The 22,726-nt window shown below is 72.1% G+C and carries 21 protein-coding genes; all 21 read left to right on the top strand.

Annotation, left to right across the window (positions count from 1 at the left end; translation table 11 throughout):
* The first annotated feature begins 19 nt into the window (after positions 1–19).
* Positions 20–523: a crossover junction endodeoxyribonuclease RuvC gene (gene ruvC, locus R3E98_02145; protein ID MEZ4422187.1), complete on the top strand. Its 504-nt coding sequence runs from the start codon at positions 20–22 to the stop codon at positions 521–523.
* The gene (gene ruvA / locus R3E98_02150) at positions 520–1,110 is read left to right on the top strand and encodes a Holliday junction branch migration protein RuvA (GenBank protein MEZ4422188.1); all 591 of its coding nucleotides are present in this window, start codon (positions 520–522) and stop codon (positions 1,108–1,110) included. Before ruvC ends, ruvA begins: the two co-directional genes overlap by 4 nt.
* 8 nt (positions 1,111–1,118) lie before the next feature.
* Positions 1,119–2,153 carry a Holliday junction branch migration DNA helicase RuvB gene (gene ruvB / locus R3E98_02155; GenBank protein ID MEZ4422189.1) on the top strand — a complete coding sequence of 345 codons (1,035 nt, stop codon included), beginning with the start codon at positions 1,119–1,121 and terminating at the stop codon, positions 2,151–2,153.
* Positions 2,150–3,205: a tRNA preQ1(34) S-adenosylmethionine ribosyltransferase-isomerase QueA gene (queA, locus tag R3E98_02160; GenBank protein MEZ4422190.1), complete on the top strand. Its 1,056-nt coding sequence runs from the start codon at positions 2,150–2,152 to the stop codon at positions 3,203–3,205. Before ruvB ends, queA begins: the two co-directional genes overlap by 4 nt.
* The gene (tgt, locus tag R3E98_02165; GenBank protein ID MEZ4422191.1) at positions 3,202–4,347 is read left to right on the top strand and encodes a tRNA guanosine(34) transglycosylase Tgt; all 1,146 of its coding nucleotides are present in this window, start codon (positions 3,202–3,204) and stop codon (positions 4,345–4,347) included. The genes queA and tgt overlap by 4 nt, the downstream gene beginning before the upstream one ends.
* 55 nt (positions 4,348–4,402) lie before the next feature.
* A complete protein-coding gene (yajC, locus tag R3E98_02170) occupies positions 4,403–4,735 on the top strand; it encodes a preprotein translocase subunit YajC (GenBank protein ID MEZ4422192.1) in 333 nt (110 codons plus the stop codon).
* Between the two features lie 7 nt (positions 4,736–4,742).
* A complete protein-coding gene (gene def, locus R3E98_02175) occupies positions 4,743–5,258 on the top strand; it encodes a peptide deformylase (GenBank protein MEZ4422193.1) in 516 nt (171 codons plus the stop codon).
* A complete protein-coding gene (gene fmt, locus R3E98_02180) occupies positions 5,255–6,190 on the top strand; it encodes a methionyl-tRNA formyltransferase (protein ID MEZ4422194.1) in 936 nt (311 codons plus the stop codon). Before def ends, fmt begins: the two co-directional genes overlap by 4 nt.
* Positions 6,187–6,801, top strand: coding sequence for a thiamine phosphate synthase (locus tag R3E98_02185; protein ID MEZ4422195.1), 615 nt, complete (start codon positions 6,187–6,189; stop codon positions 6,799–6,801). The genes fmt and R3E98_02185 overlap by 4 nt, the downstream gene beginning before the upstream one ends.
* Positions 6,802–6,811: 10 nt before the next feature.
* A complete protein-coding gene (gene thiS / locus R3E98_02190) occupies positions 6,812–7,033 on the top strand; it encodes a sulfur carrier protein ThiS (GenBank protein MEZ4422196.1) in 222 nt (73 codons plus the stop codon).
* Positions 7,030–7,845, top strand: a complete 816-nt coding sequence (locus R3E98_02195) for a thiazole synthase (GenBank protein MEZ4422197.1) — start codon at positions 7,030–7,032, stop codon at positions 7,843–7,845. The genes thiS and R3E98_02195 overlap by 4 nt, the downstream gene beginning before the upstream one ends.
* Before the next feature lie 47 nt (positions 7,846–7,892).
* Positions 7,893–9,164: a transcription antitermination factor NusB gene (locus R3E98_02200; protein ID MEZ4422198.1), complete on the top strand. Its 1,272-nt coding sequence runs from the start codon at positions 7,893–7,895 to the stop codon at positions 9,162–9,164.
* The gene (locus R3E98_02205) at positions 9,161–10,006 is read left to right on the top strand and encodes a PASTA domain-containing protein (protein MEZ4422199.1); all 846 of its coding nucleotides are present in this window, start codon (positions 9,161–9,163) and stop codon (positions 10,004–10,006) included. The genes R3E98_02200 and R3E98_02205 overlap by 4 nt, the downstream gene beginning before the upstream one ends.
* Complete coding sequence (locus tag R3E98_02210; GenBank protein MEZ4422200.1) at positions 10,006–10,557, top strand: TlpA disulfide reductase family protein; 552 nt, start codon at positions 10,006–10,008, stop codon at positions 10,555–10,557. The genes R3E98_02205 and R3E98_02210 overlap by 1 nt, the downstream gene beginning before the upstream one ends.
* A gap of 25 nt (positions 10,558–10,582) precedes the next feature.
* Positions 10,583–11,518: a hypothetical protein gene (locus R3E98_02215; protein ID MEZ4422201.1), complete on the top strand. Its 936-nt coding sequence runs from the start codon at positions 10,583–10,585 to the stop codon at positions 11,516–11,518.
* A complete protein-coding gene (gene tsaD / locus R3E98_02220) occupies positions 11,515–12,576 on the top strand; it encodes a tRNA (adenosine(37)-N6)-threonylcarbamoyltransferase complex transferase subunit TsaD (protein ID MEZ4422202.1) in 1,062 nt (353 codons plus the stop codon). Before R3E98_02215 ends, tsaD begins: the two co-directional genes overlap by 4 nt.
* Before the next feature lie 5 nt (positions 12,577–12,581).
* Positions 12,582–13,439, top strand: coding sequence for a prolipoprotein diacylglyceryl transferase (gene lgt, locus R3E98_02225; protein MEZ4422203.1), 858 nt, complete (start codon positions 12,582–12,584; stop codon positions 13,437–13,439).
* A gap of 7 nt (positions 13,440–13,446) precedes the next feature.
* Entirely contained in the window at positions 13,447–14,301 is an 855-nt protein-coding gene (locus tag R3E98_02230; GenBank protein ID MEZ4422204.1) for a metallophosphoesterase, read from the top strand.
* Positions 14,302–14,317: 16 nt separating this feature from the next.
* Entirely contained in the window at positions 14,318–16,594 is a 2,277-nt protein-coding gene (locus R3E98_02235) for a BamA/TamA family outer membrane protein (protein MEZ4422205.1), read from the top strand.
* Positions 16,594–20,973 (top strand): translocation/assembly module TamB, encoded by a 4,380-nt coding sequence (locus R3E98_02240; protein MEZ4422206.1) that lies wholly within the window; start codon positions 16,594–16,596, stop codon positions 20,971–20,973. The genes R3E98_02235 and R3E98_02240 overlap by 1 nt, the downstream gene beginning before the upstream one ends.
* Positions 20,974–21,256: 283 nt before the next feature.
* Entirely contained in the window at positions 21,257–22,723 is a 1,467-nt protein-coding gene (locus R3E98_02245; protein ID MEZ4422207.1) for a hypothetical protein, read from the top strand.
* Positions 22,724–22,726: the final 3 nt, after the last annotated feature.

The following is a 22,726-nucleotide window of genomic DNA, read 5'->3' on the forward strand; positions in this document are numbered from 1 at the left end:
CCACCGCGCGCGCCCGCCCGTGATCGTCGTCGGCATCGACCCCGGGACCCGCGTCACCGGCTACGGCGTGGTCGCGGCCCGGGGCGCGGGCGCCTACACCCTGCTCGAATGCGGGGTGATCCGGACCTCGGCCCAGGCGCCGCTACCCACGCGCATCCGCGAGATCTACGAGGGCACCTGCCAGATCCTCGACCGGCACGGTCCGGTGGCCGTGGCGGTCGAGCGCGTCTTCCAGGGCCGCAACGTCCACAGCGCGCTCACGCTGGGTCAGGCGCGGGGCGTGGTGCTGCTGGCCGCGGCGCTGCGCGAGATCGACATCGCGGAATATGCGCCCGGCGAGATCAAGAAGGCCGTCGTGGGCTTCGGCCGGGCCGAGAAGGACCAGGTAGCCTTCATGGTGCAGCGCCTGCTGCGGCTGAAGAGCCCGCCCGCCCCCCACGACGCGGCGGACGGGGTGGCCGCGGCGCTCTGCCATCACCTCTCCGGTGGGCTGGCCGGGATCCCCGCGGGAGGGCGTGCATGATCAGCCGTCTGAAGGGCACCCTGCTCGCCAACGAGATCGAGGTGCTCGAGATCGAGACCGCCGGGGGCGTGGTCTACGAGGTGGAGGTGCCACTCACGGTCCTGTCCCATCTGCCCCGGCTGGGCTCCAGGGTGGAGCTGCGCACCGTGCAGGTCGTGCGCGAGGACTCCCTTACGCTCTACGGCTTCGTGGACGGCACCGAGCGCGAGATGTTCAAGCGGCTGCTGACCGCCACCGGGGTCGGTCCGCGGCTGGCGCTCTCCATGCTCTCCACCATGTCGGCGCGTCGGTTGGCCCGCGCGCTCGTGGACCGTGACTGGGCCCTGCTCACCCAGATCAGCGGGGTGGGACGCAAGAAGGCGGAGAAGCTCGTGCTGGAGCTGGCGGAGAAGGTGGCGGACCTGGCCGGTGCCGGAGAGGACGGGTCCCCCGTGCCCGCCGCCGGCCAGGAGGCCGTGCGTGCCCTCGTGGCCCTGGGCCTCCAGGCCCTGGAGGCGGACGAGGCGGTCCGGGAGGTGCTGGCCGGCGAGCCCGGGATGCCCGCGGACCAGGTGATCCGACGGGTCCTGGCCCACCGGGCGGGGTAGGGAACGCCGTGAGCGAGCGCTACGAGATCACCACGCCCGAGGAGCTCTCGGAGGACACCGGGAGCGAGCTGTCGCTGCGGCCGCAGCGGCTCTCCGAGTTCATCGGGCAGGAGAAGGTCAAGGCCTCGCTGGCGGTGGCCATCGAGGCGGCCAAGGCGCGGCGGGAGCCGCTCGACCACCTCCTCTTCCACGGCCCGCCCGGGCTGGGCAAGACCACGTTGGCCTCGCTCCTGGCCCGGGAGATGGGGGTCAACATCAAGACCACGTCCGGTCCCGTGCTGGAGAAGCCCGCCGACCTGGTGGGGATCCTGACCAGCCAGCGCGAAGGCGACATCCTCTTCATCGACGAGATCCACCGGCTGCGACCCGTGATCGAGGAGTTCCTCTATCCCGCGATGGAGGACTTCCAGATCGAGATCCGCATGGCCGAGGGCCCACGGGCCCAGACCATGACCATGAAGATCGAGCGCTTCACGCTCGTGGGGGCCACCACCCGCTTCGGCCTGCTGACGGCGCCCATGCGCGCGCGCTTCGGCATCGTGGAGCGCCTGGGCTTCTATCCGCCGGAGGAGCTGGCGGAGATCCTCACGCGTACGGCCGACCGCCTGGCTGTGGAGACGACCCGGGCCGGCGCGGTGGAGCTGGCCCGCCGTTCCCGCGGCACCCCACGCGTCGCGCTGCGCCTGCTGCGGCGCGTGCGCGACTACGCCCAGGTCCGTGCGGATGGCATCATCGACGAAGCGGTCGCGCACGCGGCGCTGCGGATGCTCGACGTGGATGAATACGGCCTCGACGAGATGGACAGCCGCGTGCTCAAGACGCTGATCGAGAAGTTCTCCGGCGGCCCCGTGGGTCTCCAGTCGCTGGCCGTGGCGCTCGGCGAGGACATGTCCACGCTCGAGGAGGTCTACGAACCGTTCCTGATCCAGAACGGGTTCCTGATGCGCACGCCGCGGGGCCGGCTGGCCACTCCGCGCGCGTACGAGCGCTTCGGGTATACGCCGCCGCCCGAGGGCGAGGGTCAGGGCACGCTGTTCGGGTGAGCGCGCTCGCCCCCGGAGCGCGCGTCTCCGACTACGACTACGCGCTCGACCCTTCCCGCATCGCCCGGTATCCCACCGAACGTCGCGACGCGAGCCGCCTGCTCGTGGTCCCGCGCGCCGGCGGGGACCTGCGTCACGGCGTCTTCACGGACCTGGTGGACCTGGTGCAGCCCGACGATCTGCTCGTGGTGAACGAGAGTCGTGTGCTGAAGGCCCGCCTGCGGGGCCACAAGCCCAGTGGCGCGCCCGCCGAGGTGCTGCTGCTGCAGCCGCGCGCGGTCGGGAGCGAGGTCCTGTGGGAGGCGCTGGTGCGCCCGGGCGGGAAGCTCAAGCCGGGTCGCACGGTGGTCGTGGCGGACGATCTGACCGTGGACATCGTCGACTCCACGGCGGACGGGGGCCGTCTCGTCCGCCTGCGGACGCCCCTGCCGCTGGAGCAGGCGCTCGAGCGCCACGGCCGGCTGCCGCTCCCGCCCTACCTGGAGCGCGAGGCGGAGGACAGCGACCTGGAACGGTACCAGACGGTCTACGCGCGCGTGGCCGGATCGGTGGCGGCGCCCACGGCAGGCCTGCACTTCACGGAGACGCTGCTGGCCGACCTGGCGGAACGCGGCGTGGAGACCGCCCCCGTGGTGCTGCACGTGGGCCCCGGGACGTTCCGGCCGGTGGAGGGCGACGATCCCGCCGCGCATCCCATGCACACGGAGCGGTGGAGCATCCCCCCCGCGACGGCGGACGCGCTCGCGCGCTGCCGCGCGCGGGGTGGGCGGGTGTGGGCGGTGGGGACCACCGTCACGCGCACCCTGGAGAGCGCGGCAGGTCCCGATGGCCGCGTGCAGGCGGGGGAAGGGGAGACGCGCCTGTTCATCCGACCTCCGTATCCCTTCCGGGTGGTGGACGCCCTGATCACCAACTTCCACCTGCCGCGGTCCACCCTGCTGATGCTCGTTGCGGCGCTGGCCGGGTACGAGCGCATCATGGACGCCTACGCGGAGGCCGTGCGCAGCGGCTACCGCTTCTATTCCTACGGCGACGCGATGGCGATCGTATGAGCGGGTTCTCCTTCACCGTGGAGGGTCGTGCGGAGCGCGCCCGCGCGGGTACGCTGCGCACACCCCACGGACCCGTGACGACCCCGCGGTTCATGCCGGTGGGCACGGTAGGGGCGGTCAAGACGCTGTCGCCGGCGGAGGTGGAGGGCGTGGGGGCGAGCATGATCCTCGCCAACACCTATCACCTGTACCTGCGCCCCGGCCACGCCCTCGTGCGCGAGCTGGGCGGTCTGCACGCCTTCATGCGCTGGGATGGCCCCATCCTCACGGACTCGGGAGGCTTCCAGGTCTTCTCGCTGTCGAAGATCCGGCGCATCCACGAGGACGGCGTCGTCTTCCAGAGCCACATCGACGGATCCACGCACGAGCTCACGCCCGAGCGCGCCGTCGACATCCAGCGCGCGCTCGGCGCCGACGTCATGATGGCCTTCGACGAGTGCCCGCCCGGGGGATCCAGCCGCGAGGAGACCCGGCGCGCCAACGAGCGCACGGCCCGCTGGCTCGAGCGGTGCCAGGCGCGCTTCCAGGCCCTGACCGCCGAGGGCGACGGACCGGAGCAGGCGCTCTTTCCGATCGTACAGGGCAACGTCTACGACGACCTGCGGCGCGCGTCCGTGCGCGACATCCTGTCGGCCGTACCGGGATCCTCCGGCTACGCGATCGGCGGGCTGTCCGTCGGCGAGGCGAAGCCCGACATGTGGCGCACGCTGGACGTGCTCGACGACGCGCTCCCCGAGGGCTCGGCGCGGTACCTCATGGGCGTCGGCTATCCGGACGATCTGCTCGAGGCCATCGCCCGCGGCTGCGACCTGTTCGACTGCGTCGCGCCCACCCGCAACGCCCGGCACGGTACCGCCTGGACGCGCGCGGAGGGCCAGGTCAACCTGAAGGCGGCCCGCTTCAAGGCGGACACGCGGCCCATCGACCCCGGATGTGATTGTGCTGCCTGTGCCCGCTTCGACCGCGCCTACCTGCGTCACCTGATCGTCTGCGGCGAGAGCTTCGCCCACCGGCTCCTGTCGCTGCACAACCTGCGCTTCCTGATCCGCCTCACCGAGGAGGCCCGCCAGCGGGTGCTGGAGGGTTCCTTCGCGGCCTGGAGCCGCGCGTGGCTGGAACGCTACCGCGGGGAGGCGGGGTAGAGCCTGCCGCCGGGCACAGGAGGTGGCCGGCGCACGAACCCCCCGGAGAGACGACGTGAACGTCACCGCACTGCTGATGCTGGCCCAGCCTCGCGAAGGCGCCAACGGCGCCATCGTGTTCCTGGTCCAGATGGTGCTCTTCTTCCTGATCCTCTATTGGCTGTTCATCCGGCCGCAGCGGAAGGAGCAGGAGCGCTTCAAGGCCATGGTCGAGGCGATCAAGAAGGGAGACGAGGTCGTCACCACCGGGGGCGTGATCGGCACCGTGGTGCACGTGGCCGACGACCGCCTGACCATCAAGTCGGGGGAGTCGCGTCTCGTGATCGAGCGCGCCCGGATCGGGCGCATCCTGGGCAAGGACTCCGCCGAAGCGGCGTCCGGGACGTAGCGCACGGATGGCCATCCGCTCGATCCGCCTCCTGGGCGATCCCGTCCTCCGGCAGCCCGCCGCCGACGTGGACGCCTTCGACGAGGCCCTGGCCGACCTGGTCGAGGACATGTGGGAGACCATGTACCATGCGGACGGGATCGGCCTGGCGGCCCCGCAGATCGGGATCTCGCAGCGGATCCTGGTGGTCGACGTCCGGCGGTCGGACGAAGAGGCGCCGGGCCCGCTGGCGCTGGTGAACCCACGGGTCGTGACGAGCAGCAAGGAGAACGACAAGGCCCCCGAGGGCTGCCTCAGCATCCCGGGGCTCGAGGACGTGGTGACGCGCCCGACCGCCATCCGGGTGGAGGCGGTGGACGTGGAGGGGCGCGCGGTCGAGCTGGAGGCGGACGGGCTCTTCGCGCGGGCCCTACAGCACGAGATCGACCACCTGGACGGCGTCCTCTTCATCGACCGTCTGAGCCCGCTCAAGCGCCGGCTCCTGCTGGAGAAGTGGAAGAAGCTCCAGGACGACGACGGATGAGGGTCGTCTTCTGGGGCACGCCGGAGTTCGCGCTCGCGTCGCTGCTGGCGGTCGAGAGCGAAGGACACCACATCGCCGGTGTGGTGACGCAGCCGGACCGGCCCGCCGGACGCGGACGCAAGCTGACGCCCTCTCCCGTGCGCGCCCGCGCCGAGCAGGAGGGCTACCGCGTCTTCACACCCGAGCGTCCACGCGGCGACGACTTCCTGTACGAGCTGAGCCAGCTGCAGCCGGACGTGTTCGTGGTCGTGGCCTACGGGCACATCCTGCGTCCGGAGGTGCTGGACCTCCCTCCGCGTGGCTGCATCAACGTGCACGCCTCGCTGCTCCCGGAGCTGCGCGGGGCGGCGCCGATCCACCGGGCCATCGCCCGGGGCGATGAACGCACCGGTGTGACCATCATGCGCCTGGTGCCCGAGATGGACGCGGGACCGATCCTGCATCAGGCCGAGGAGCGCATCGGTCCGAGCGACACGACGACCGTGCTGTCGGCGCGGCTGGCCGAGCTCGGTGCCGAGCTCCTGGTGGAGACCCTGGCGCTCCTGGAGGCGGGGATGGCCGAGGAGCGCGAGCAGGATCACACGCGGGCGACGTTCGCGCCCAAGATCGACCGCGCCACGGCCCGGATCGACTGGTCCCGCCCCGCATCCGAGCTGGACCGCCACGTGCGGGCGATGGATCAGGCCCCCGGCGCCTGGACCGAGCTCGACGCCCAGCCCCTCAAGCTCTTCACCCCGGTCCCGTCGCCGGATACCGAGGCCGGTGCCCCACCGGGGACGGTGGTGATCGCGGACCCGCAGGCCGGGCTGGTGGTGGCGTGCGGCGAAGGGCGTCTGGGGTTGCGGGAGGTCCAGCCGGCGGGCCGGGCCCGGATGCCGGCGCTGGACTGGCTGCGCGGGCGCGGTGTGGAGGCGGGCCAGCGCTTCCAGTGATCCCGCGCCTCCATCTCATCGCGGGGGCCGCCACGCTGCGCGCACCCGGCTGGGAGGCGCAGATGCAGGCGCTCGCCACGCGCCGGGACGGCCGGATCGCGGTGCACCTGCGGGCACCGGATCTCCCGGGTGGGGCCCTGCAGGCCGCGGCGGCCCGGTTCCGCGCGGCCTATCCGCACCTGCCCCTGTGGATCAACGACCGGGTGGACGTGGCGGCGGCCGTGGGTGCCGACGGCGTGCAGCTGGGGCAGGGCTCGCTGGCCGTCGACGAGGCCCGCGCGTGCCTTCCCCCGAGCGTGACGGTGGGCGCGTCGGTGCACGACGTGGCCGAGGCCACCGCCGGGCGCGTGGCCGACGCCGACCTCCTGGTGGTGGGCACCGTGTACGCGAGCGCGTCCCACCCGGGCCGCCCCGGCGCCGGGCCCGCGCTCCTGGAGCGGATCGCGCGTGTGGACGGGCGCCCGCTGGTCGCGATCGGAGGCGTCACGCCCGCGCGCGTCGCGGAGGTGCGGGCGGCGGGCGCCTGGGGCGTGGCCGTGCAGCGCGGCGTGTGGGAGGCGCCCGATCCCCTGGCCGCCGTCGACGCCTACCTGGATTGCCTCCTTCGTTAGATTTCCACGCATGAGCGACGACACGACGACCATCCCGGTCCGCGTGAACGGGACCGAGCGGGCCGTGCCGGCCGGGCTGAGCGTGCATCAGTTGCTGGAGCACTTCGAGCTCGTGCCCGGCACGGTGGTGGTGGAGCGCAACAAGCGCATCCTCCGCCGCGAGGACTATCCGGCCGAGCCGGTGGAACGGGGCGACGAGCTCGAGCTCGTCCACTTCGTGGGGGGAGGATGACCGAAGCCGTGCAGGAACGCCGTCCGGACACGACGGACGCGCGTGACCGGATCACCATCGGCGACCGGACCTTCGGGTCGCGGCTGATCGTGGGGACAGGCAAGTACAGCGACAACGCCACCATGGTGGCCGCGCTGCGGGCCAGCGGCACCGCCATGGTGACGGTGGCCGTGCGGCGTGTCGACCTGGACCGCTCGCAGGAAGAGGGGATCCTGCACCACCTGGATCCGGCCGAGTTCTTCCTGTTGCCGAACACGGCCGGCTGCTTCACCGCGGAGGAGGCCGTGCGCTATGCTCGACTGGGCCGGGCCGCCGGCCTGGGCGACTTCGTGAAGCTCGAGGTCATCGGGGATCAGACGACGCTGCTCCCGGACACCACGGCCACGCTGGAGGCGGCCCGCACCCTCGTGGCCGAGGGATTCCAGGTGATGGCGTACACCAACGACGACCTGATCACGGCGCTGCGGCTGGAAGACGCCGGATGCGTGGCTGTGATGCCGCTGGCCAGCCCCATCGGATCGGGGCTGGGTGTGGTCAACCCGTTCTTCATCCGCGAGATCAAGCGGCGTGCCTCGGTGCCCATCATCGTCGACGCGGGGGTCGGCACCGCCTCGGATGCCTGCGTGACCCTGGAGCAGGGCGTCGACGGCGTGCTCATGAACACGGCCATCGCCAAGGCGGACGATCCCGTCGCCATGGCCGACGCCATGCGGTTGGCCGTGCTGGCCGGCCGTCGGGCCTGGTTGGCCGGGCGCATGCCGGCGCGTGAGATCGCCGTGCCCTCCTCTCCCGCGCGCGGGATGCTCGACTGAGCCGGCGGCCGCCCCGGCGAGGGCGCGGCCCGGTCTCGGAGGAGCGCCTGGCGGCGTTCCGGGTGCTGCAGGCCGTCGGGCGCGGGCAGTTCCTGGACCGGGCGTTGGACGCCGAGCGCCCCTCCGAGCGCGTGCGCGCCTGGGTGCAGGAGACCGTCTACGGGGTGGAGCGGCTGCGCGGGCGGCTGGACCACGCGCTCGCCCGCCACCTGGATCGTCCCCCCACCGCCGTGGACGCGGATCTTCTCACGGTGCTCCGGATCGGGGCCTACGAGGGCACCGTCCTCGACACGCCGCACTACGCGGCCCTCTCGCAGGCGGTCGAGCTCGCCCGTTCCGTCTCGCACGAGGGCGGCGCGCGCCTGGTCAACGCGGTGCTGCGGCGCCTTCTCGCGCAGGGGCTCGACGAAGGGAGCGTTCCCTCGCGGACGGAGGACCCCGCGGGCTGGCTGTCCACGTGGGGCTCGCACCCGCGCTGGCTGGTCGAGCGCTGGCTCGCGCGGTGGTCGTTCGCGGACGTCCAGGCGCTGGTCGAGGCGGACAACGGCCGGGCTCCGGTCTGCCTGAGCCCGGCCGACGGCGACCTCGAGGGTCTGCTGGAGACGCTGTGGGCCCGGGGGGTGGAGGCCACACCCGCGGGCCACGGGTCCGGGACGGTGGTCCTCCCGCCCGGGGTCCGCGTGGGCCCGCTCCTGGAGGGTCTGCCCGCCTTCGTGCAGGACCCGGGGGCGGCGCTGGTCGTCCAGGCCGTGGAGGCGGGGGACGTGGCCTGGCTGGGCGATCTGTGCGCCGCGCCGGGGGGCAAGGCGTTGGGCCTCGCCGCACGCGGCGTGGCGGTCCGGGCCGCGGACCGCTCCGCCGCGCGCCTGAGGCTCCTGGGCGAGAGCGTGGACCGGCTGGGGATGCAGATCCCGCGCTTCGTGGCGGATGCGCGCCGTCCCCCCTTCCTCGCGGCGCCTGCGCTGCTGCTGGATGCGCCCTGTACCGGGACCGGCACGCTGCGCCGACACCCGGATGGCCGGTGGCGGTTGGCTCCGGATGACCTCGAGGCGCTGGCGCGGCTCCAGGCCGGGCTCCTGGACGCCGCGGCGGACCGCGTCACCCCGGGGGGCCTTCTGGTGTATGCGACGTGCAGCCTCGAGATCGAGGAGAACGCAGACCAGGTGAGCCGGTTCCTGAGCCGTCATCCCGACTTTAGGTTGGAGGCGCCCAGGACGGTGGAGCCGGCGCTGCTGGACGAGCGCGGATGTCTGACGGTGCTGCCGCAGCGCACCGGATTCGACGGTGCCTTCGCAGCCCGCTTCCGACGGAACCCATGAAGCCGATCAGACCGGACAAGGAAGGCGGGGAGCGCGAACACGGCGTGATCGGGCCGCGCCGACGGCGCACGGCCGCGGGCCCGACCCTGCCGCGGGTGTCGTGGTCCGACCTGTCGGGTCGGTCCTGGGTGCGCGGGGCGGGGCTCGGCGTGGTGGGCCTGCTCCTCGGGTACCTCGTGGCCACCCAGCTCCTGTTCCCGGCGCCGGCGCGGCCCGCCGACCTGGTGGAGATGCCCGATCTGGCGGGGGAGTCCCTTCCCGACGCCCTCGCCCGCCTGGACGGCCTGGGGCTGGTGGTGACGGCGGTGGACTCCATCAAGCATCCGACCTTCGCGGACGGGGGCGTGTTCGGCCAGAGCCCCCTGCCGGGGCAGCGGGCCATGCCGGGGACGGAGGTGCGGCTCACGGTCAGCGCCGGCCGCCAGGAGGTCCGCGTCCCCGCGCTCGCGGGCGCTCCGCTGGACCAGGCGCGCGCGCTCCTGGAGGCGTCGGGCTTCACGCTGGAGGTGGACAGCGTCGAGTCGTCGGCCTCGCGCGGGAGCGTGGTGGCCCTGGCACCGGAGGCGGGCGCCCTGGTCGAGCTTCCCGCCCAGGTCCTCGTCTCCGTGAGCCTGGGTCCTCCGCTGGTCGCGGTGCCCCGACTGGTCGGGATGAGCGAAGAAGAGGCGCGCGCGGCGCTCGAGGCGTTGGGGCTGCGCATCTCCGACGTGGAAGTGCGCTTCCGCTTCGGGCTGGACCAGGGCAAGGTGATCGAACAGGAGCCCGCCCCGGGGCGGGAGGTCGAGGAGGGATCGGCGGTCCGCCTGGTGGTGGGGCGCCGTGCCCGCGAAGGAGGAAGCTGATGCGTCCCTCGCGCGTGTACATGCTGGCTGCGGGCACGGCGTTGGTGCTCATCGCCGCCGCCTGGGTCAGCCGGGACTCCTTCCGGCCGGTGGGACCGGGCGTCGAGGCGCCCGCCTTCCAGTATCCCACGCTGGACGGCGAGAGCCTGAGCCTCGAGCAATTCCGCGGCAAGGTGGTGCTGGTGAACCTGTGGGCCACCTGGTGTCCGCCGTGCCGCCACGAGATGCCGTCCATGCAGCGCCTGTACGACGACCTCCGCGACCAGCCGTTCGAGATCCTCGCCGTGAGCGTGGACGCGCGGAAGGGTGAGGTCGGCCCCGACGGGCGGGAAGGCGGGGACGTCGCGGCGTTCGTGGAGGAGATGGGCCTGACCTTTCCCATCCTGCTGAACCCCTCCGGCGACATCCAGCGCGCGTACCAGACCACGGGGCTGCCCGAGTCGTTCCTCGTGGGCCCCGACGGAGTGATCCGACGCAAGGTGGCCGGGGGGACGAACTGGGACGCGCCGGCCTACCGCGAACAGATCGCCCGCATGCTGGACCAGCCGTGACCGGGACCGCGCGACCGGCCGGCGGGTGAGCCGCCTGCAAGCCTTCTTCGCGCGCAACAACGCGCTCAAGGTGGCCGCGCTCGCCCTGGCGCTGCTGCTGTGGGCCGCCGTCCGCATCGACTCCCCCGGCGAACGCACGCTGGAGGACGTTCCGGTCCAGGTCACGCTGAACGATCGCGACTGGGCGGTCCGTGCTCCGCTGCCGGGTCCGGTCAGCATCCATGTGGACGGCCTCAATCGCGACCTCCTGCGCCTGGGCACCGTGCGGCCTTCGATCACCATCGAGATCGACGACGTCTCCGGGTCCGACACGACCGTGGTCATCGAACGGGACTGGGTGCGCCTGGGCGCGCGTGCGGTCGGCACGGTGGTCGACGTGCAGCCCTCCGCCGTACGGCTCAGCTTCGAGCCCGTCGAGACCCGCTCGGTGCCGATGGTGGTGCGGGCCCTGGGCGCGCCTCCGGCGGGTCTGGCGCTGGCCGCGCCGCTCGGCACCGTTCCGCGCACGGCGCGCGTGCGGGGTCCGGCGACGGTGTTGTCGGAGATCGATGGGGTCGCGCTCGAACCGGTCTCGCTGGGCGGGTACCGCACCTCGTCGACCGTCACCCGCGCGGTGGACCGCAGCGGGATCGGCGACCTCGAGGTGACGCCCGACTCCGTCACCGTCGTCATCACGCTGGAGGAGGAGGTCGAACGGAGGGTCACGGGCGTGCCGCTGATCGCGGATCCCCGCGCGGGACCCGCGCGCCTGGAGCGCGACTCCGTGGCGGTGCGCGTCCTGGGCGCGCGCTCGGTGCTGAGCCGTCTGGACGTGGGGGCGCTGTTGGCGTTGGCGCGACCGGCGGCCGACGGTGTGGACAGCACCGTGTGGGCCGTGCGCATCGAGGGCCTGCCCGACCTGGTCCGCGCGGAAGTCGAGCCGGCGCGGGTCCGCACGCTGCCCCCGCCGGAGACCCCGTGAGCGGGCCGCTCGTGCTGGGCATCGAGACGAGCTGCGACGAGACGTCCGCGGCGGTCGTGCGCGGCGAGCACACGCTCGCGAGCCTGATCATCCACTCCCAGGATCAACACGCCGTCTATGGCGGTGTGGTGCCCGAGCTGGCCGCCCGCGCGCACCTGGCCCGCATCGACGAGGTCGTCGCCGCGGCCCTGCGGGAGGCCCGGGTGGGGTTCGCGGACCTCGACGCGATCGGGGTGACCACGGGACCGGGACTGATCGGCGCGCTGCTCGTGGGGGTGACGTGGAGCCGGGCCGCGGCCGCCGCGCTCGGCATCCCGCTCGTGCCGGTGCACCATATGGAGGCGCACCTGTTCGGGGTGGCGCTCGATGATCCCACCGCCGAGCCCCCGTTCGTCGGGCTCCTGGTGTCGGGGGGCCACACGCTGCTGCTCCATGCGGAAGCGTGGGGTCGCTACACGCTGCTCGGGGGCACGCGCGACGACGCCGCCGGCGAGGCGTTCGACAAGGTGGCCAAGGTGCTCGGCCTCGGGTATCCGGGAGGACCACGCCTCGAGGCGCTGGCGCGGAGCGGGGATCCCCGCCGCCATCCGCTGCCCCGACCCATGCTGCGAAGCGACCAGCAGCCCGGCGAGGCCGACTACTACGACATGTCCTTCTCCGGCCTCAAGACCGCCACGGCGCTGCTCGTCGCGGAGCTCGACGCGGCGGGGACCCTGCCGGACGAGCGGCCGCACGTGGCGGCCGCGTTCCAGGCGGCCGTGACCGACGTGCTGGTCGCGAAGACCCTGCGCGCCCTGGACGGGGCCGGCTGCACGCGCGTGGTGCTCGGAGGCGGCGTCTCCGCCAACCAGTTCCTGCGCGAGCGGCTGCGCGCCGCGCTCGAGCCCGGGCGCACGCTGCACACGGCCTCGCTGCGCCTGTCGCTCGACAACGGGGGGATGGTCGCGCGCGCGGCCGTCTTCCATCTGGCCCGTGGAGAGACCGGGTCCGAGGCGACCGCCGACGCGGCGCTCGCGTTCCCGGGTCTCCAGACCGAACCCTTCCACGTTCCGCGCTGACCCTCGTGCTGCCCATCCTCTTCCGCTTCCCCGACTGGATCCCCATCCTGGGCGGCGAGCCCATCACCACGTTCGGCGTGGCGATGTTCCTCGCCTTCCTGACCGCGGCCTGGATCCACCGCAAGGAGATGGCGCGCGTCGGTCTGGATCCCGACAAGACCTGGGATCTGCTGTTCTCCGCGGTCGTCGGCGGCATCCTGGGTGCGAAGCTCTACTACGTCCTGCTGAACTTCGACCTGGTCCTGGCCGACCCCCGCTTCCTGTTCGCGCGGGGTGGCCTGGTCTGGTACGGCGGCTTCCTGCTGGCCACGCTCCTGGTCGCATTGCACGTGCGCCGGCTGAAGCTGCCCCTTCCGCTGCTGGCCGACCTGACCGCGCCGGCGCTGGCCCTGGCCTACGCGGTGGGGCGCGTCGGCTGCTTCCTGGTGGGGGACGACTACGGTCGCCCGACGGCGTCCTGGGTGGGGGTGCGCTTTCCCGAGGGCGCGCCGCCCACCACGGTCGAGGCCATCGAGCGGACGTTCGGCGTCCAGGTGGATCCGGCCCTGGTGGAGCGCTTCGGCCAGGTCGTGCCGGTCCATCCCACGCAGCTGTACGAGGTCGGGATGTCGCTGCTGATCTTCGCCTTCCTGTGGCGCATCCGCGTGCACCGGCACCGGCCGGGATGGCTCTTCATGGTGTGGCTGGCGCTGGCGGGGGTGGAGCGCTTCGTGGTCGAGATGTTCCGCGTCAAGGACGACCGGTTCTTCGGTCCGCTCACGCTGGCGCAGGTGATCAGCATCGGCTTGCTCGTGACCGGCGTCGTCGGCGCGCTGCGGTTGGCGCGGGGGGCGTCGGCGCGTCCGGCCACGGCCGCGACCTGAGCCTGCCATGCCGTTGATCCTGCAGGCCTCGGATCTCCACTTCGGGAAGCCGCACGACCCTGCGGCTGCCGAGGCGCTGCTCGCGACCGCAACCGAGCTGGAGCCCGACCTCATCGTTCTGGCCGGCGACTTCACGCAGCGCGCCAAGGAGCGGGAGTACCGCGAGGCCCGCGCCTGGATCGACCGGCTCCCGGATGTTCCCAAGGTCTTCACCCCCGGGAACCACGACGTGCCGCTGTACCGGGTGTTCGAGCGGCTGTTCACGCCCTACCGCAACTATCGGCGCTGGATCGAGGACCGCCTCGACACGGTCACCCGGATCGACGGGGTCACGGTCGTGGCGCTCAACACGGCCGCTCCGCGCACCGCCATCGTGAACGGGACGGTCCGGAACCGCCAGCTCGCGTTCGCCCGCGCGCAGTTCGCGGAGGCGCCGCCGGCCGACCTGCGCGTCGTCGTGCTGCATCACCACATGGCGGTCCCGGGGGACTGGACCTGGCATCCCCCGCTCCCCGGCCAGGAGCGCATCATCTCCGTGCTGGAGGAGTGCGGCGTGGACCTCATCCTGAGCGGGCACCTGCACCGGGGCTTCGTGAGCAACTCGGGCCACCTGCTGCCCGAACGCGCGCGCGAGATCCTGATCGTCCACTCCGGGACCGCGACCTCGCGCCGGGGACGCGGGAGGGAAGCCGATCGCAAGAGCTTCAATGTCGTGCGCGTAGATCGGGAACATCTGTCCGTCGACCACTATATGTACTTTCGCGAAGCCGGGACCTTCCGGCCCATCGCGCGTCACGTGTCGCCTCGTCCGCCGGCCGCCTGGATCGTTCCGCTGGACGGGGCGACAGGCGGAGCGTCCTGACCCTCCGGCGGCCTCCATGCGTCCAGTCCTCCACCATGCCCTGGTGATCCTCCTGGGCCTGGCTCTCCCCTTCGTGGGGGCCGGGACCGTGGCGGGCCAGGCTCCAGGACTGGATCCCGAGGTCGTCTCCCTGCGCTTCGAGGGGAACGACTTCATGGGTCGCCAGGAGCTGGAGCGCGCGATCTTCACCAACGAGACGGCCTGCCGGTCGGTGCTCCTGTACCCGTTGTGCTGGGTGGGTCTCGACGCCGCCCAGCAACGCTATACCGTCAGCCCCCGCATGCTGCAGGTGGACGCGGTGCGCCTGCGGGTGCTGTACGCACAGCGGGGTTTCCGGCAGGCTACGGTGGATCCGGTCGTGCGCTATCCGGATCAGGCGGATTCCAGCCAGGTGGAGCTGACCTTCCGCATCGCAGAGAACCAGCCGATCCGTATCGACTCCCTCGCCTTCCTCGGTCTGGACGAGGTGGCGGGCGGGATCCTGGACGGATTGCGGGCACGGGTGGGCGGACGGCTGGACGGCATCGACCTCGCCGCCGATCGCGACTCGCTCCTGGTGCGACTCCAGGAGCGGGGATACGCGCACGCCGAGATCTTCCGCGAGATCTTCATCCCGGCCGAAGCGCCTCTGACGGCCGAGGTCACGTTCGACGTCTACACGGGGCCCCGCGCGGTCTTCGGCCCCGTGACGTTCGAGGTCGCGGCGAGCGACAGCGCCGAGGTCGCCACGCTGTCCAACGAGACCGTCCGCCGCGCCGTGCGCATCCGCGCCGGCCAGCCCTACGTGCGCAGCCGCGTGCAGAACGCCCAGCGCGACCTCTACAGCCTCGAGCTGGTCCGTTTCGCGAACATCGAAGAGGACCTGGACCACCAGCCCGACTCCGTGATCCCCCTGCATGTGAGCGTGACGGAAGGCGATCGGCGCCGCGTCCGGACCGCCATCGGGATGAGCACCGCCGACTGCCTCAACGGGGAAGGCCGCTGGACGAGCCGCAACTTCCTGGGGGGTGCGCGACGCGTGCAGTTGCGCGCCCGACTCTCGAACGTGCTCGCCGGCCAGCTCAACGAGTCCGCGTGCTACCTCGCCGGCACCGGTGATTTCGCCGGCCTCAACTGGCAGCTCGCCGGCGACTTCACGCAGCCGTTCGTCCTGGGCTCCCGCACGTCGTTCCAGTCCAGCGCCTTCATCGAGCGGCAGAGCCTGCAGGACGTGTTCATCCGCAACGCGATCGGCGCCACGGCTGCCCTCAGCCGTGACATCGGCAGCGGCCAGCTGGTGTCCTTGTCCTTCCGTCCGCAGGTGTCGCGTCTCGAAGCGGCCGAGTTCCTGTTCTGCACCAACTTCCTGGTGTGCAACCTGGAGGACATCATCGTCCTGCAGGCGGACAACTGGCTCAACCCCATCGGGCTGACCTACACCCGCTCACGCATCGACCAGATCCTCGATCCCACCCGGGGCTTCACGGTGCTGCTGGACGGCGAATACGCGGCCGCCTGGACCGGGTCCGACTTCGGGTATCGGCGTTGGCAGGGCGAGTTCGCCTGGTACCGCACCATCGCCGAGAACGTGGTGTTCGCGACCCGGGTACGCGGCGGTCATGTCACGCCGACGGGCTTCCGGAATCTGGAAGCGCGGGAGTCGGGGCTCGCGATCATCCATCCGCAGAAGCGCTTCTACGCCGGCGGCGCCACCAGCGTGCGGGGGTTCACGGAGAACCAGCTGGGCCCGCGCGTGCTCACCGTGGACGTGCAGGAGCTGGTCGATCCGCAGCGCGGTCCGCCGGTCTGCACGCCTGGTGACGTCCAGGTGCTGGACTGCGACGCCTCGGGCCTGCTCGAGCGTCCCGGCGGCAACTTCGCCACGCGCCCGACCGGCGGCAGCCTCCTGGCGGTGGGCAACGCCGAGCTCCGCGTGCGCATGGGGGAGACGGCGCTGCAGGCCGCCGTCTTCCTGGACGTCGGGCAGGTGTGGGACGAGAGCGGGCGCTTCTCCTTCGGCGAGCTCGAGCCCACGCCCGGCCTCGGCGTGCGCTATTTCTCGCCGATCGGCCCGATCCGGCTGGACGTGGGCTACCGGCTGGCCGACGCCCAACGGCTGCCGGTCGTGACGTCGCAGATCCGGCGCTACGACCCCGACCGCGACGGGAGCCGACCCACCTTCGAGGTGGGCGGCATCGAGTATGTGGCCAGCGACGATCTGGCCCTGCTCCGGCCCCGGGTGTTGTTCGGGGCGGCGGACCGCTGGGCCCTCGATCGCTTCCAGCTCCATCTCTCCATCGGTCAGGCGTTCTGATGAGGCGCACCGGCCGCTGGGTCCGCGGGATCGCGTTCGCCGTGGGGTTGGTGCTCATCCTGGCGGGAGTCGGCGGTCTCCTGCTCGTGCGGACGGCGCCCGGACGGGCGCTGGTGCTGGACCAGGTGATGACCCGCGCCCGCGCCCTGCTGGCGGGCTCCCTGGAGGTGGAACGCTTCGGGGAAGGGGACCTGCTGGAGCGCACCGCGCTCGTGGGCGTGCGCCTGACGGACGCCCGGGGCGTTCCGGTCCTCGAGGCCGACTCCGTGTTGCTGTCCTATTCGGCGTGGAGCCTCCTGCGTGGGGCCCGCGAGCTGGCCGGCGTGGACATCCACGGCGCGACCGTCCGTCTCCAGGCGGACGACACCGGCTGGAACGTGGCGCGTCTGTTGAAGCCAGCGGACACCGCCGCCGGGCAGCCGGAGCGGCCCGCCGCGGACTCGGCCACGGCCGCGCTCACGGCGCCGGGAGGCTTCGTGTTGCGCAATGTCAGCCTGCACGACTCCCGCCTCGCCATCGAACCGCTCGAAGGGGCGCCCACGCGGGTTCGCGGCCTGGAGGCGGAGCTGCCGCGCGTCGCGCTGGGCGGCGCGGACGGGATCGACCGCATCGAGATCTACAGAGCGGCCTTCGAGGCGGAGCTTCTCGCGGGCACGCTCGTCGTGCACGAGCTGGTCGGTGGCGTGGAGCGCGAAGGCAATCGCGTGCATGTGGACGTCGCGCGCCTGCGTCTCCCGGAGTCCGAGGTGCGGGGCGAGGTGGACGTGGCCTGGGACACGGCCGGTGTGGTCACCGAGCTCACGGTGACGTCGGGCGACGTGGAGGTTGCCGACCTGTGGTGGCTCGAGCCGGATCTCCCGCGCGGGCGGCTCACCGGTCGTCTCGATGCGCGGCTCTCCCCGGCGGGCTCGCGCTGGACATTCGCGGACGCGCGCTTCCTCTCGGGCGCCTCGGCGGTGGACGGCTCCGGCTCGATCGTCCTGGAGCCGCGGCTGCGACTCGACGACCTGGAGCTCGAGGCGCAGCGCTTCGACGTCGGGCTGCTGTCTCCCTGGCTGCCGGACACCCTGTGGACCTGGGCCCGCCTGGACGGTACGCTCTCCGCCGACGGTACACCCGACCGGCTCGCCGTCGTGGCCGATCTCCAGGTCGTCGATCCGGACGTCGGGTCCGCTCCCACCCGCCTCCAGCTGGACGGCGGAGCCCGATTGGCCGGGGGGCTGGGTGCGCGAACGCTCCGCCTGCGGGCCGGGCCGCTCGCGCCCGCCCTGCTGTCGCGCGTGGGCGGGCTGGACTGGTTGGACTCCCCTCCGTCCGTCGACGTCACGCTCGATGGGACGATCGAGGAGGGTCTGCGGATCCTTGGGGAGGCGACGCTGGGAGACGGGGAAGAGACGGGCAGCCGGGTGCGTGCAGACCTGGTGGTGCAGACCGCCGACGAGGCTCCCCTCCAGCTCTCCGGCACGCTCGACCTGGACCCGCTCCGTCTGCCCGACCTGGATGGCCTGGCGCCGGGGCTCGCGCTGCAGGGGCTCGCGCGCGGTCGCGTAGACGTGGGAGGCACGCCGGACGCGCTCACGCTGTCCTCGGACCTGCAGACGTCGGGGGGGCCGCTCGGCCTCGTCGCGGTGCTGGGCTGGCGTGGGGAGCGACGCACGCTCGACGTGCAGGGCGCGCTGGACGAGCTGGACCTCTCCCGCCTCTCGGGTCGCGTGCCCGAGCGCTCGACCCTGGCCGGAGCGGTCGGCGTGACGGTCGGGCCCGAGCCCGGTGTCCTGTCGGCAACGCTCGACCTCGCTGCATCGCGATTGGCGGGTATCCGCGTGGAACGGGCTCGATCCGATCTGCGCGTCGTGGACGGGCGTCTCCACCTGGACTCCCTGGAGGCCCGCTCCGCCCTGGGCGATCTGCGTGCGCGTGGGAGCCTGGCGCTCGACGATGTGGCCGAGGATGCCGAGCTCACCGTGGACCTCACCGATGGGTCCCTCGTGGGGCTGCGGCCACTGGTGTTCGGCGAGGAGGGAGAGCTTCCGGTCGGGCTCGAGGAGCTGCGCCTCCGCCTGGCCAGCCTCGACGGCACGGCTTCCGACACGGCGACCGTCGACCTCGCAGGCGCGTTCGAGCTGCACGGGACGCTCCGGGGCAGCCTCGATGCGCTCGTGGGCGAAGGACGGGTCGACCTGCGCGACGTCGTCTACCAGGACTTCGGTGCGGCCCGTCTCACCGCGCTCGTCGACGCATTCCGCCTCGCGAGCGGCGACCTGGACGCACGCGTCGACGCTACCGACGTCACCGCGTTCGCGCGCCCGTTCGACCGCGCGACCGGAACGGTCGCGCTCGCCGGAGGTCGGGGTCGGGTGGTCGTGGAGTTCACGCGGCCGTCCGGGACCGTCTTCGCCGCCGGAGAGATCGAAGCCGACTCCAGCACGACGCTGTTGCACCTCGATCAGTTCAATATCGTGGATCTGGGAGACCGGTGGCGGTTGGGCGGTCCCGCGCGTCTGGCGTGGGGGCCGGAGGGACTCGAGGTGCGGGACCTGCGCGTGTTGCGCCCCGGTGAGGAGACCTTCGAGGTCAACGTCGACGGAACCTTGCCGCGCGACGGTTCCGGTGGGCTACGCGTGGACGTCCGGGCCCTGGACCTCGCGCGCATCAGTCGCATCGTGGCGTTCCAGGAGAACGATATCGAGGGATTGGTCGACCTGGACCTCGACGTGCGGGGCTCCCTCTCGGCTCCGGCCTTCGACGGCACGCTCGCGGTCCGCCAGATGCGCTACCGGGTCGTCCGGTTCGACGAGTTGGGCGGCGAGCTGCACTATCAGGACCGCACGCTGCGTGGCTCCCTCGTGGGTGTGCGGGGCAGTCGCCGGAGCGTGCGCATCGAGGGTAGCGTCCCTGCGGACCTGGCGCTCGGAGACGTCGAGACCCGCATCCCCGAAGGCCCGGTGCGCGTCTCGTTGCAGGCCGATTCGGTCCCCCTGGCCAACGTGCTGGGGTTCTTTCCGGGCTACGAGCGCGTCGAGGGGGAATTGTCGGGCAACTTCGTGGTCTCGGGCACCCCGAGCGACCTGCAGCCGTCGGGGCTCATGCGCCTCAGCGGGGGCGCGGCGACCGTGCGCGAGTTCGGGATCCGTCCCACCGATGGCACCGGCACCTTCGAGCTGACGCCGGACGGGATCGTCACGGTCGATGCGACCGTGCGCGAACGGGGGCAGGCCCGCGTCAGCGGGCGGATCAACCTGAACCCCATCACCGATCCCGGCTTCGATCTCGACGTGACCACGGTCGGCGGAGACGACATCCGCATCGCGGCGCGGCGGGAGATGGAGGCGCGCGTGTCCGGGCAGGTGCATCTCGGTGGCAGCTATCAGCGACCGGAGCTGACCGGTGCGATCGCGGTGCGGGAGGGCGTGCTGTACCTGGACGAATTCGTCCGCGCCGCCACGATCGTCGACCTGAGCGACCCCGCGCTGATCGACCTCGACCGCGAGCTGCTCGCCCTCGATCCGATCGTGCGGGAGAGCCAGAACCCGTTCGTGCAGAACCTGCGGGTCACCGTCGACGTGCGTCTGGACGGGAACGCGTGGCTGCGCAGCCCCGAGATGAACGTGGAGATGGCGGGCGATCTCCTGTTGACTTTCGATCGAGCGGGTCGCACGGTCGCGATGCTGGGTGACCTGACCGCGCTCCGGGGGACGTATCGGGTGGTCGGCCGCCAGTTCGAGGTGGAGGACGGCACCGTACGCTTCCTGGGCACGCCCGGCGTGAACCCCACGCTCGAGATCACCGCCCAGAACCGCCTCCGGGTGGAGGGCGGCTCCGCCGTGGACATCACGGCAGCGGTGACGGGCACCATGCTGCGGCCAGAGGTGGCGCTCACGAGCGACCTGCCAGGGGCCACCCGCGAAGATCTCATCAGCTACCTGCTCTTCGGGCGTCCGCAGGCCGCCCTGACCCAACTGGCCAGCCAGAGCGGCTCCGTGCTGGGCTCCGCCGGGCTCTCGCTCACACTGGGGGCCCTGGCCAGCCAGGTGGGATCGCTCGTCGCCGATGAGCTGCCCTTCGACTACCTGTCGGTCTCCACCCAACAGGCGTTCAGTGGAGGCGTGAACCAGAACGCGCTGCGGTCGGGCTTTCGCAGCACCGAGGTCGAGGTGGGCAAGTACGTGCTGGACGACGTCTTCCTGGCGCTCGTGCTCCGGCCCTTCGATGCCGACCGACTCTCCGGCTTCCGCATGGAGTGGCGTCTGTCCGACCAGGTGGGCGTGGAGGGCTTCGTGGAGAACCGGCTGGCCCAGCTCGGGGCCAGCTTCGATGGCCTGCTGTTCCAGCTCCGCCGGGTCATCGGCTTCCGGCTCTTCCGGGAATGGGGCTACTGAGCCGGCGCTAGGCGGGTCGCCCCACGAGGCTCTCCGTCCGCCGCGTCGGCCCCCGGCCTTCCGCGGCAGGCCGGTCGTGTGTCTGCGGGAGCATTCGTGCACGATCGCGGGGTTCGGGAGCTCAGCACGCCTGCGACACAGGGGGTGCGAACCCCTTGCTGGAGCACCTGAGCAGGTGTCCGGTTCTTGCTCAGGATCGTGCTCCAAATGCCCCGACCCCCCCTTCCGGAGGCAGATTCGCCGCTCGACGCATCCCCGAACCGCGCGGATAGAGGCCGCTTTCATGCCCTCGAGCCCCACGCTGGTGATCCCCGGATCCGCCCTGCATGACCAACGTCGGATCCTGCTCATCACCTACGACTTCGCCCCGAGTTGGCGCATCGGAGCCCGCAGGTGGATCGAAACGGCCCGCCTTCTCTCGGACCTGGGATGGGGCCTGGATGTCGTATGCTCCGATGCATCGGGTCATGAAGATCCGGAGCTGATCCACCGCCTCCCCCCTGGAGTGCGGGTCTTCTCGCTCCATCATCGCGAGGGTCTGGCCGAGCGCGTCTGCGCCGGCGCCGTCCGCATCCGCCACCGGATGCGAAAGCGCCGCCGCTCGGGGGACGGGAACGGGATCGGCGGGCGCGCCGAGGCGCCCACCAGCATGGCGCGGCGCCGCTCGGACCTGCCACTCCTCTTCCAGGAGCCGCGCGATGCGGTGCGCGCCTTCCTGGGCTGGCTCGACCACGCCCGCTTCGAGCCGTGGGTCGCGGATGCCACGGCGATGGCGCGTTCGATCATCGGGCCCCATCATCGGGTGGTGATCTCCTCGGGTCCGCCGCACATGGCGCACGAGGCCGGTCGTCGCGTGGCCGAGCGTACCGGTCTGCCCCTCTTCGTGGACTTCCGCGACGCGTGGAGCACGCTCCCCGCGCTCAGCGAGCCGATCGCCAGCGTGGTGTGGTACCGGATGGCGGCCGCCTACGAGGCCCGCGTCGTCAAGTCGGCCAGCCTGGTGCTGACCACCACGGACGAGGTGACCCGGCACATGCAGAGCCGCTATCCGGCCGCGCGGGACCGCATCGCGACCGTCATGAACGGCGCCGACCCGCAGGCGTTGCCCGAGCCGGGTCCGCGCTCCCGCTTCATCATCGGTTATGCGGGCTCGTTGTATCTGGATCGCGATCCCCGTCCGCTCTTCCTGGCTGTGCGCCGCGCCGTCGATCGCCTCGGCGTGGAGCCGGAGCGCTTCGGGGTGGAGATGATCGGCGGCGTGGACCGCGCGTTGGGTCGCTCGACGCGCGAGCTCGCCGAGGAGGCCGGCGTGGAGCGGTTCGTGTCCATCGGCGGGCGGAAGAACCGCTCGCAGACCACGCGCTTCTTGATGGATGCGAGCGTGTTGGTGGTGCTGGCGTGGTCGTTCAAGGACGCCGTGCCGGCCAAGCTCTTCGACTATCTGCGCTACCCCGCGTCCATCCTGGTCTTCTCGGCGGAAGACGCGGCCCCGGCCCGCGTGTTCGGCGGTACTGCGGTCCATGTGGTCCCTCCGCACGACATCGAGCGCGCGGCCGACCTGCTGTGCCAGCGCTACCGCGATTGGGAAGCCGGTCGGGTGCCGGTGTCGGCGCTCGAGCCGCGTTTCGAGCGTCGCGCACAGATCGGTCCACTCGTCGACGCGCTCGACGCGCTGCCGGGGGCCCGCTCGGGAACCCGCCGCACCGGTTCCGCGGACGCCGAGCGCGTCCTGAACTCCCTGGTCCATTGAGGT

This window comes from Gemmatimonadota bacterium (genome assembly GCA_041390125.1).
GTDB lineage: Bacteria > Gemmatimonadota > Gemmatimonadetes > Longimicrobiales > Gaopeijiaceae > JAGQIF01.

Excerpts from the sequence above, each read along its gene's own strand:
- ruvA (MEZ4422188.1), top strand. The coding sequence starts at position 520 with ATGATCAGCCGTCTGAAGGGCACCCTGCTCGCCAACGAGATCGAGGTG.
- R3E98_02195 (MEZ4422197.1), top strand. The coding sequence starts at position 7,030 with ATGACCGAAGCCGTGCAGGAACGCCGTCCGGACACGACGGACGCGCGT.
- R3E98_02245 (MEZ4422207.1), top strand. The coding sequence starts at position 21,257 with ATGCCCTCGAGCCCCACGCTGGTGATCCCCGGATCCGCCCTGCATGAC.
- R3E98_02235 (MEZ4422205.1), top strand. The coding sequence starts at position 14,318 with ATGCGTCCAGTCCTCCACCATGCCCTGGTGATCCTCCTGGGCCTGGCT.
- def (MEZ4422193.1), top strand. The coding sequence starts at position 4,743 with ATGGCCATCCGCTCGATCCGCCTCCTGGGCGATCCCGTCCTCCGGCAG.
- R3E98_02240 (MEZ4422206.1), top strand. The coding sequence starts at position 16,594 with ATGAGGCGCACCGGCCGCTGGGTCCGCGGGATCGCGTTCGCCGTGGGG.
- R3E98_02205 (MEZ4422199.1), top strand. The coding sequence starts at position 9,161 with ATGAAGCCGATCAGACCGGACAAGGAAGGCGGGGAGCGCGAACACGGC.
- R3E98_02210 (MEZ4422200.1), top strand. The coding sequence starts at position 10,006 with ATGCGTCCCTCGCGCGTGTACATGCTGGCTGCGGGCACGGCGTTGGTG.
- tgt (MEZ4422191.1), top strand. The coding sequence starts at position 3,202 with ATGAGCGGGTTCTCCTTCACCGTGGAGGGTCGTGCGGAGCGCGCCCGC.
- R3E98_02230 (MEZ4422204.1), top strand. The coding sequence starts at position 13,447 with ATGCCGTTGATCCTGCAGGCCTCGGATCTCCACTTCGGGAAGCCGCAC.
- thiS (MEZ4422196.1), top strand. The coding sequence starts at position 6,812 with ATGAGCGACGACACGACGACCATCCCGGTCCGCGTGAACGGGACCGAG.
- fmt (MEZ4422194.1), top strand. The coding sequence starts at position 5,255 with ATGAGGGTCGTCTTCTGGGGCACGCCGGAGTTCGCGCTCGCGTCGCTG.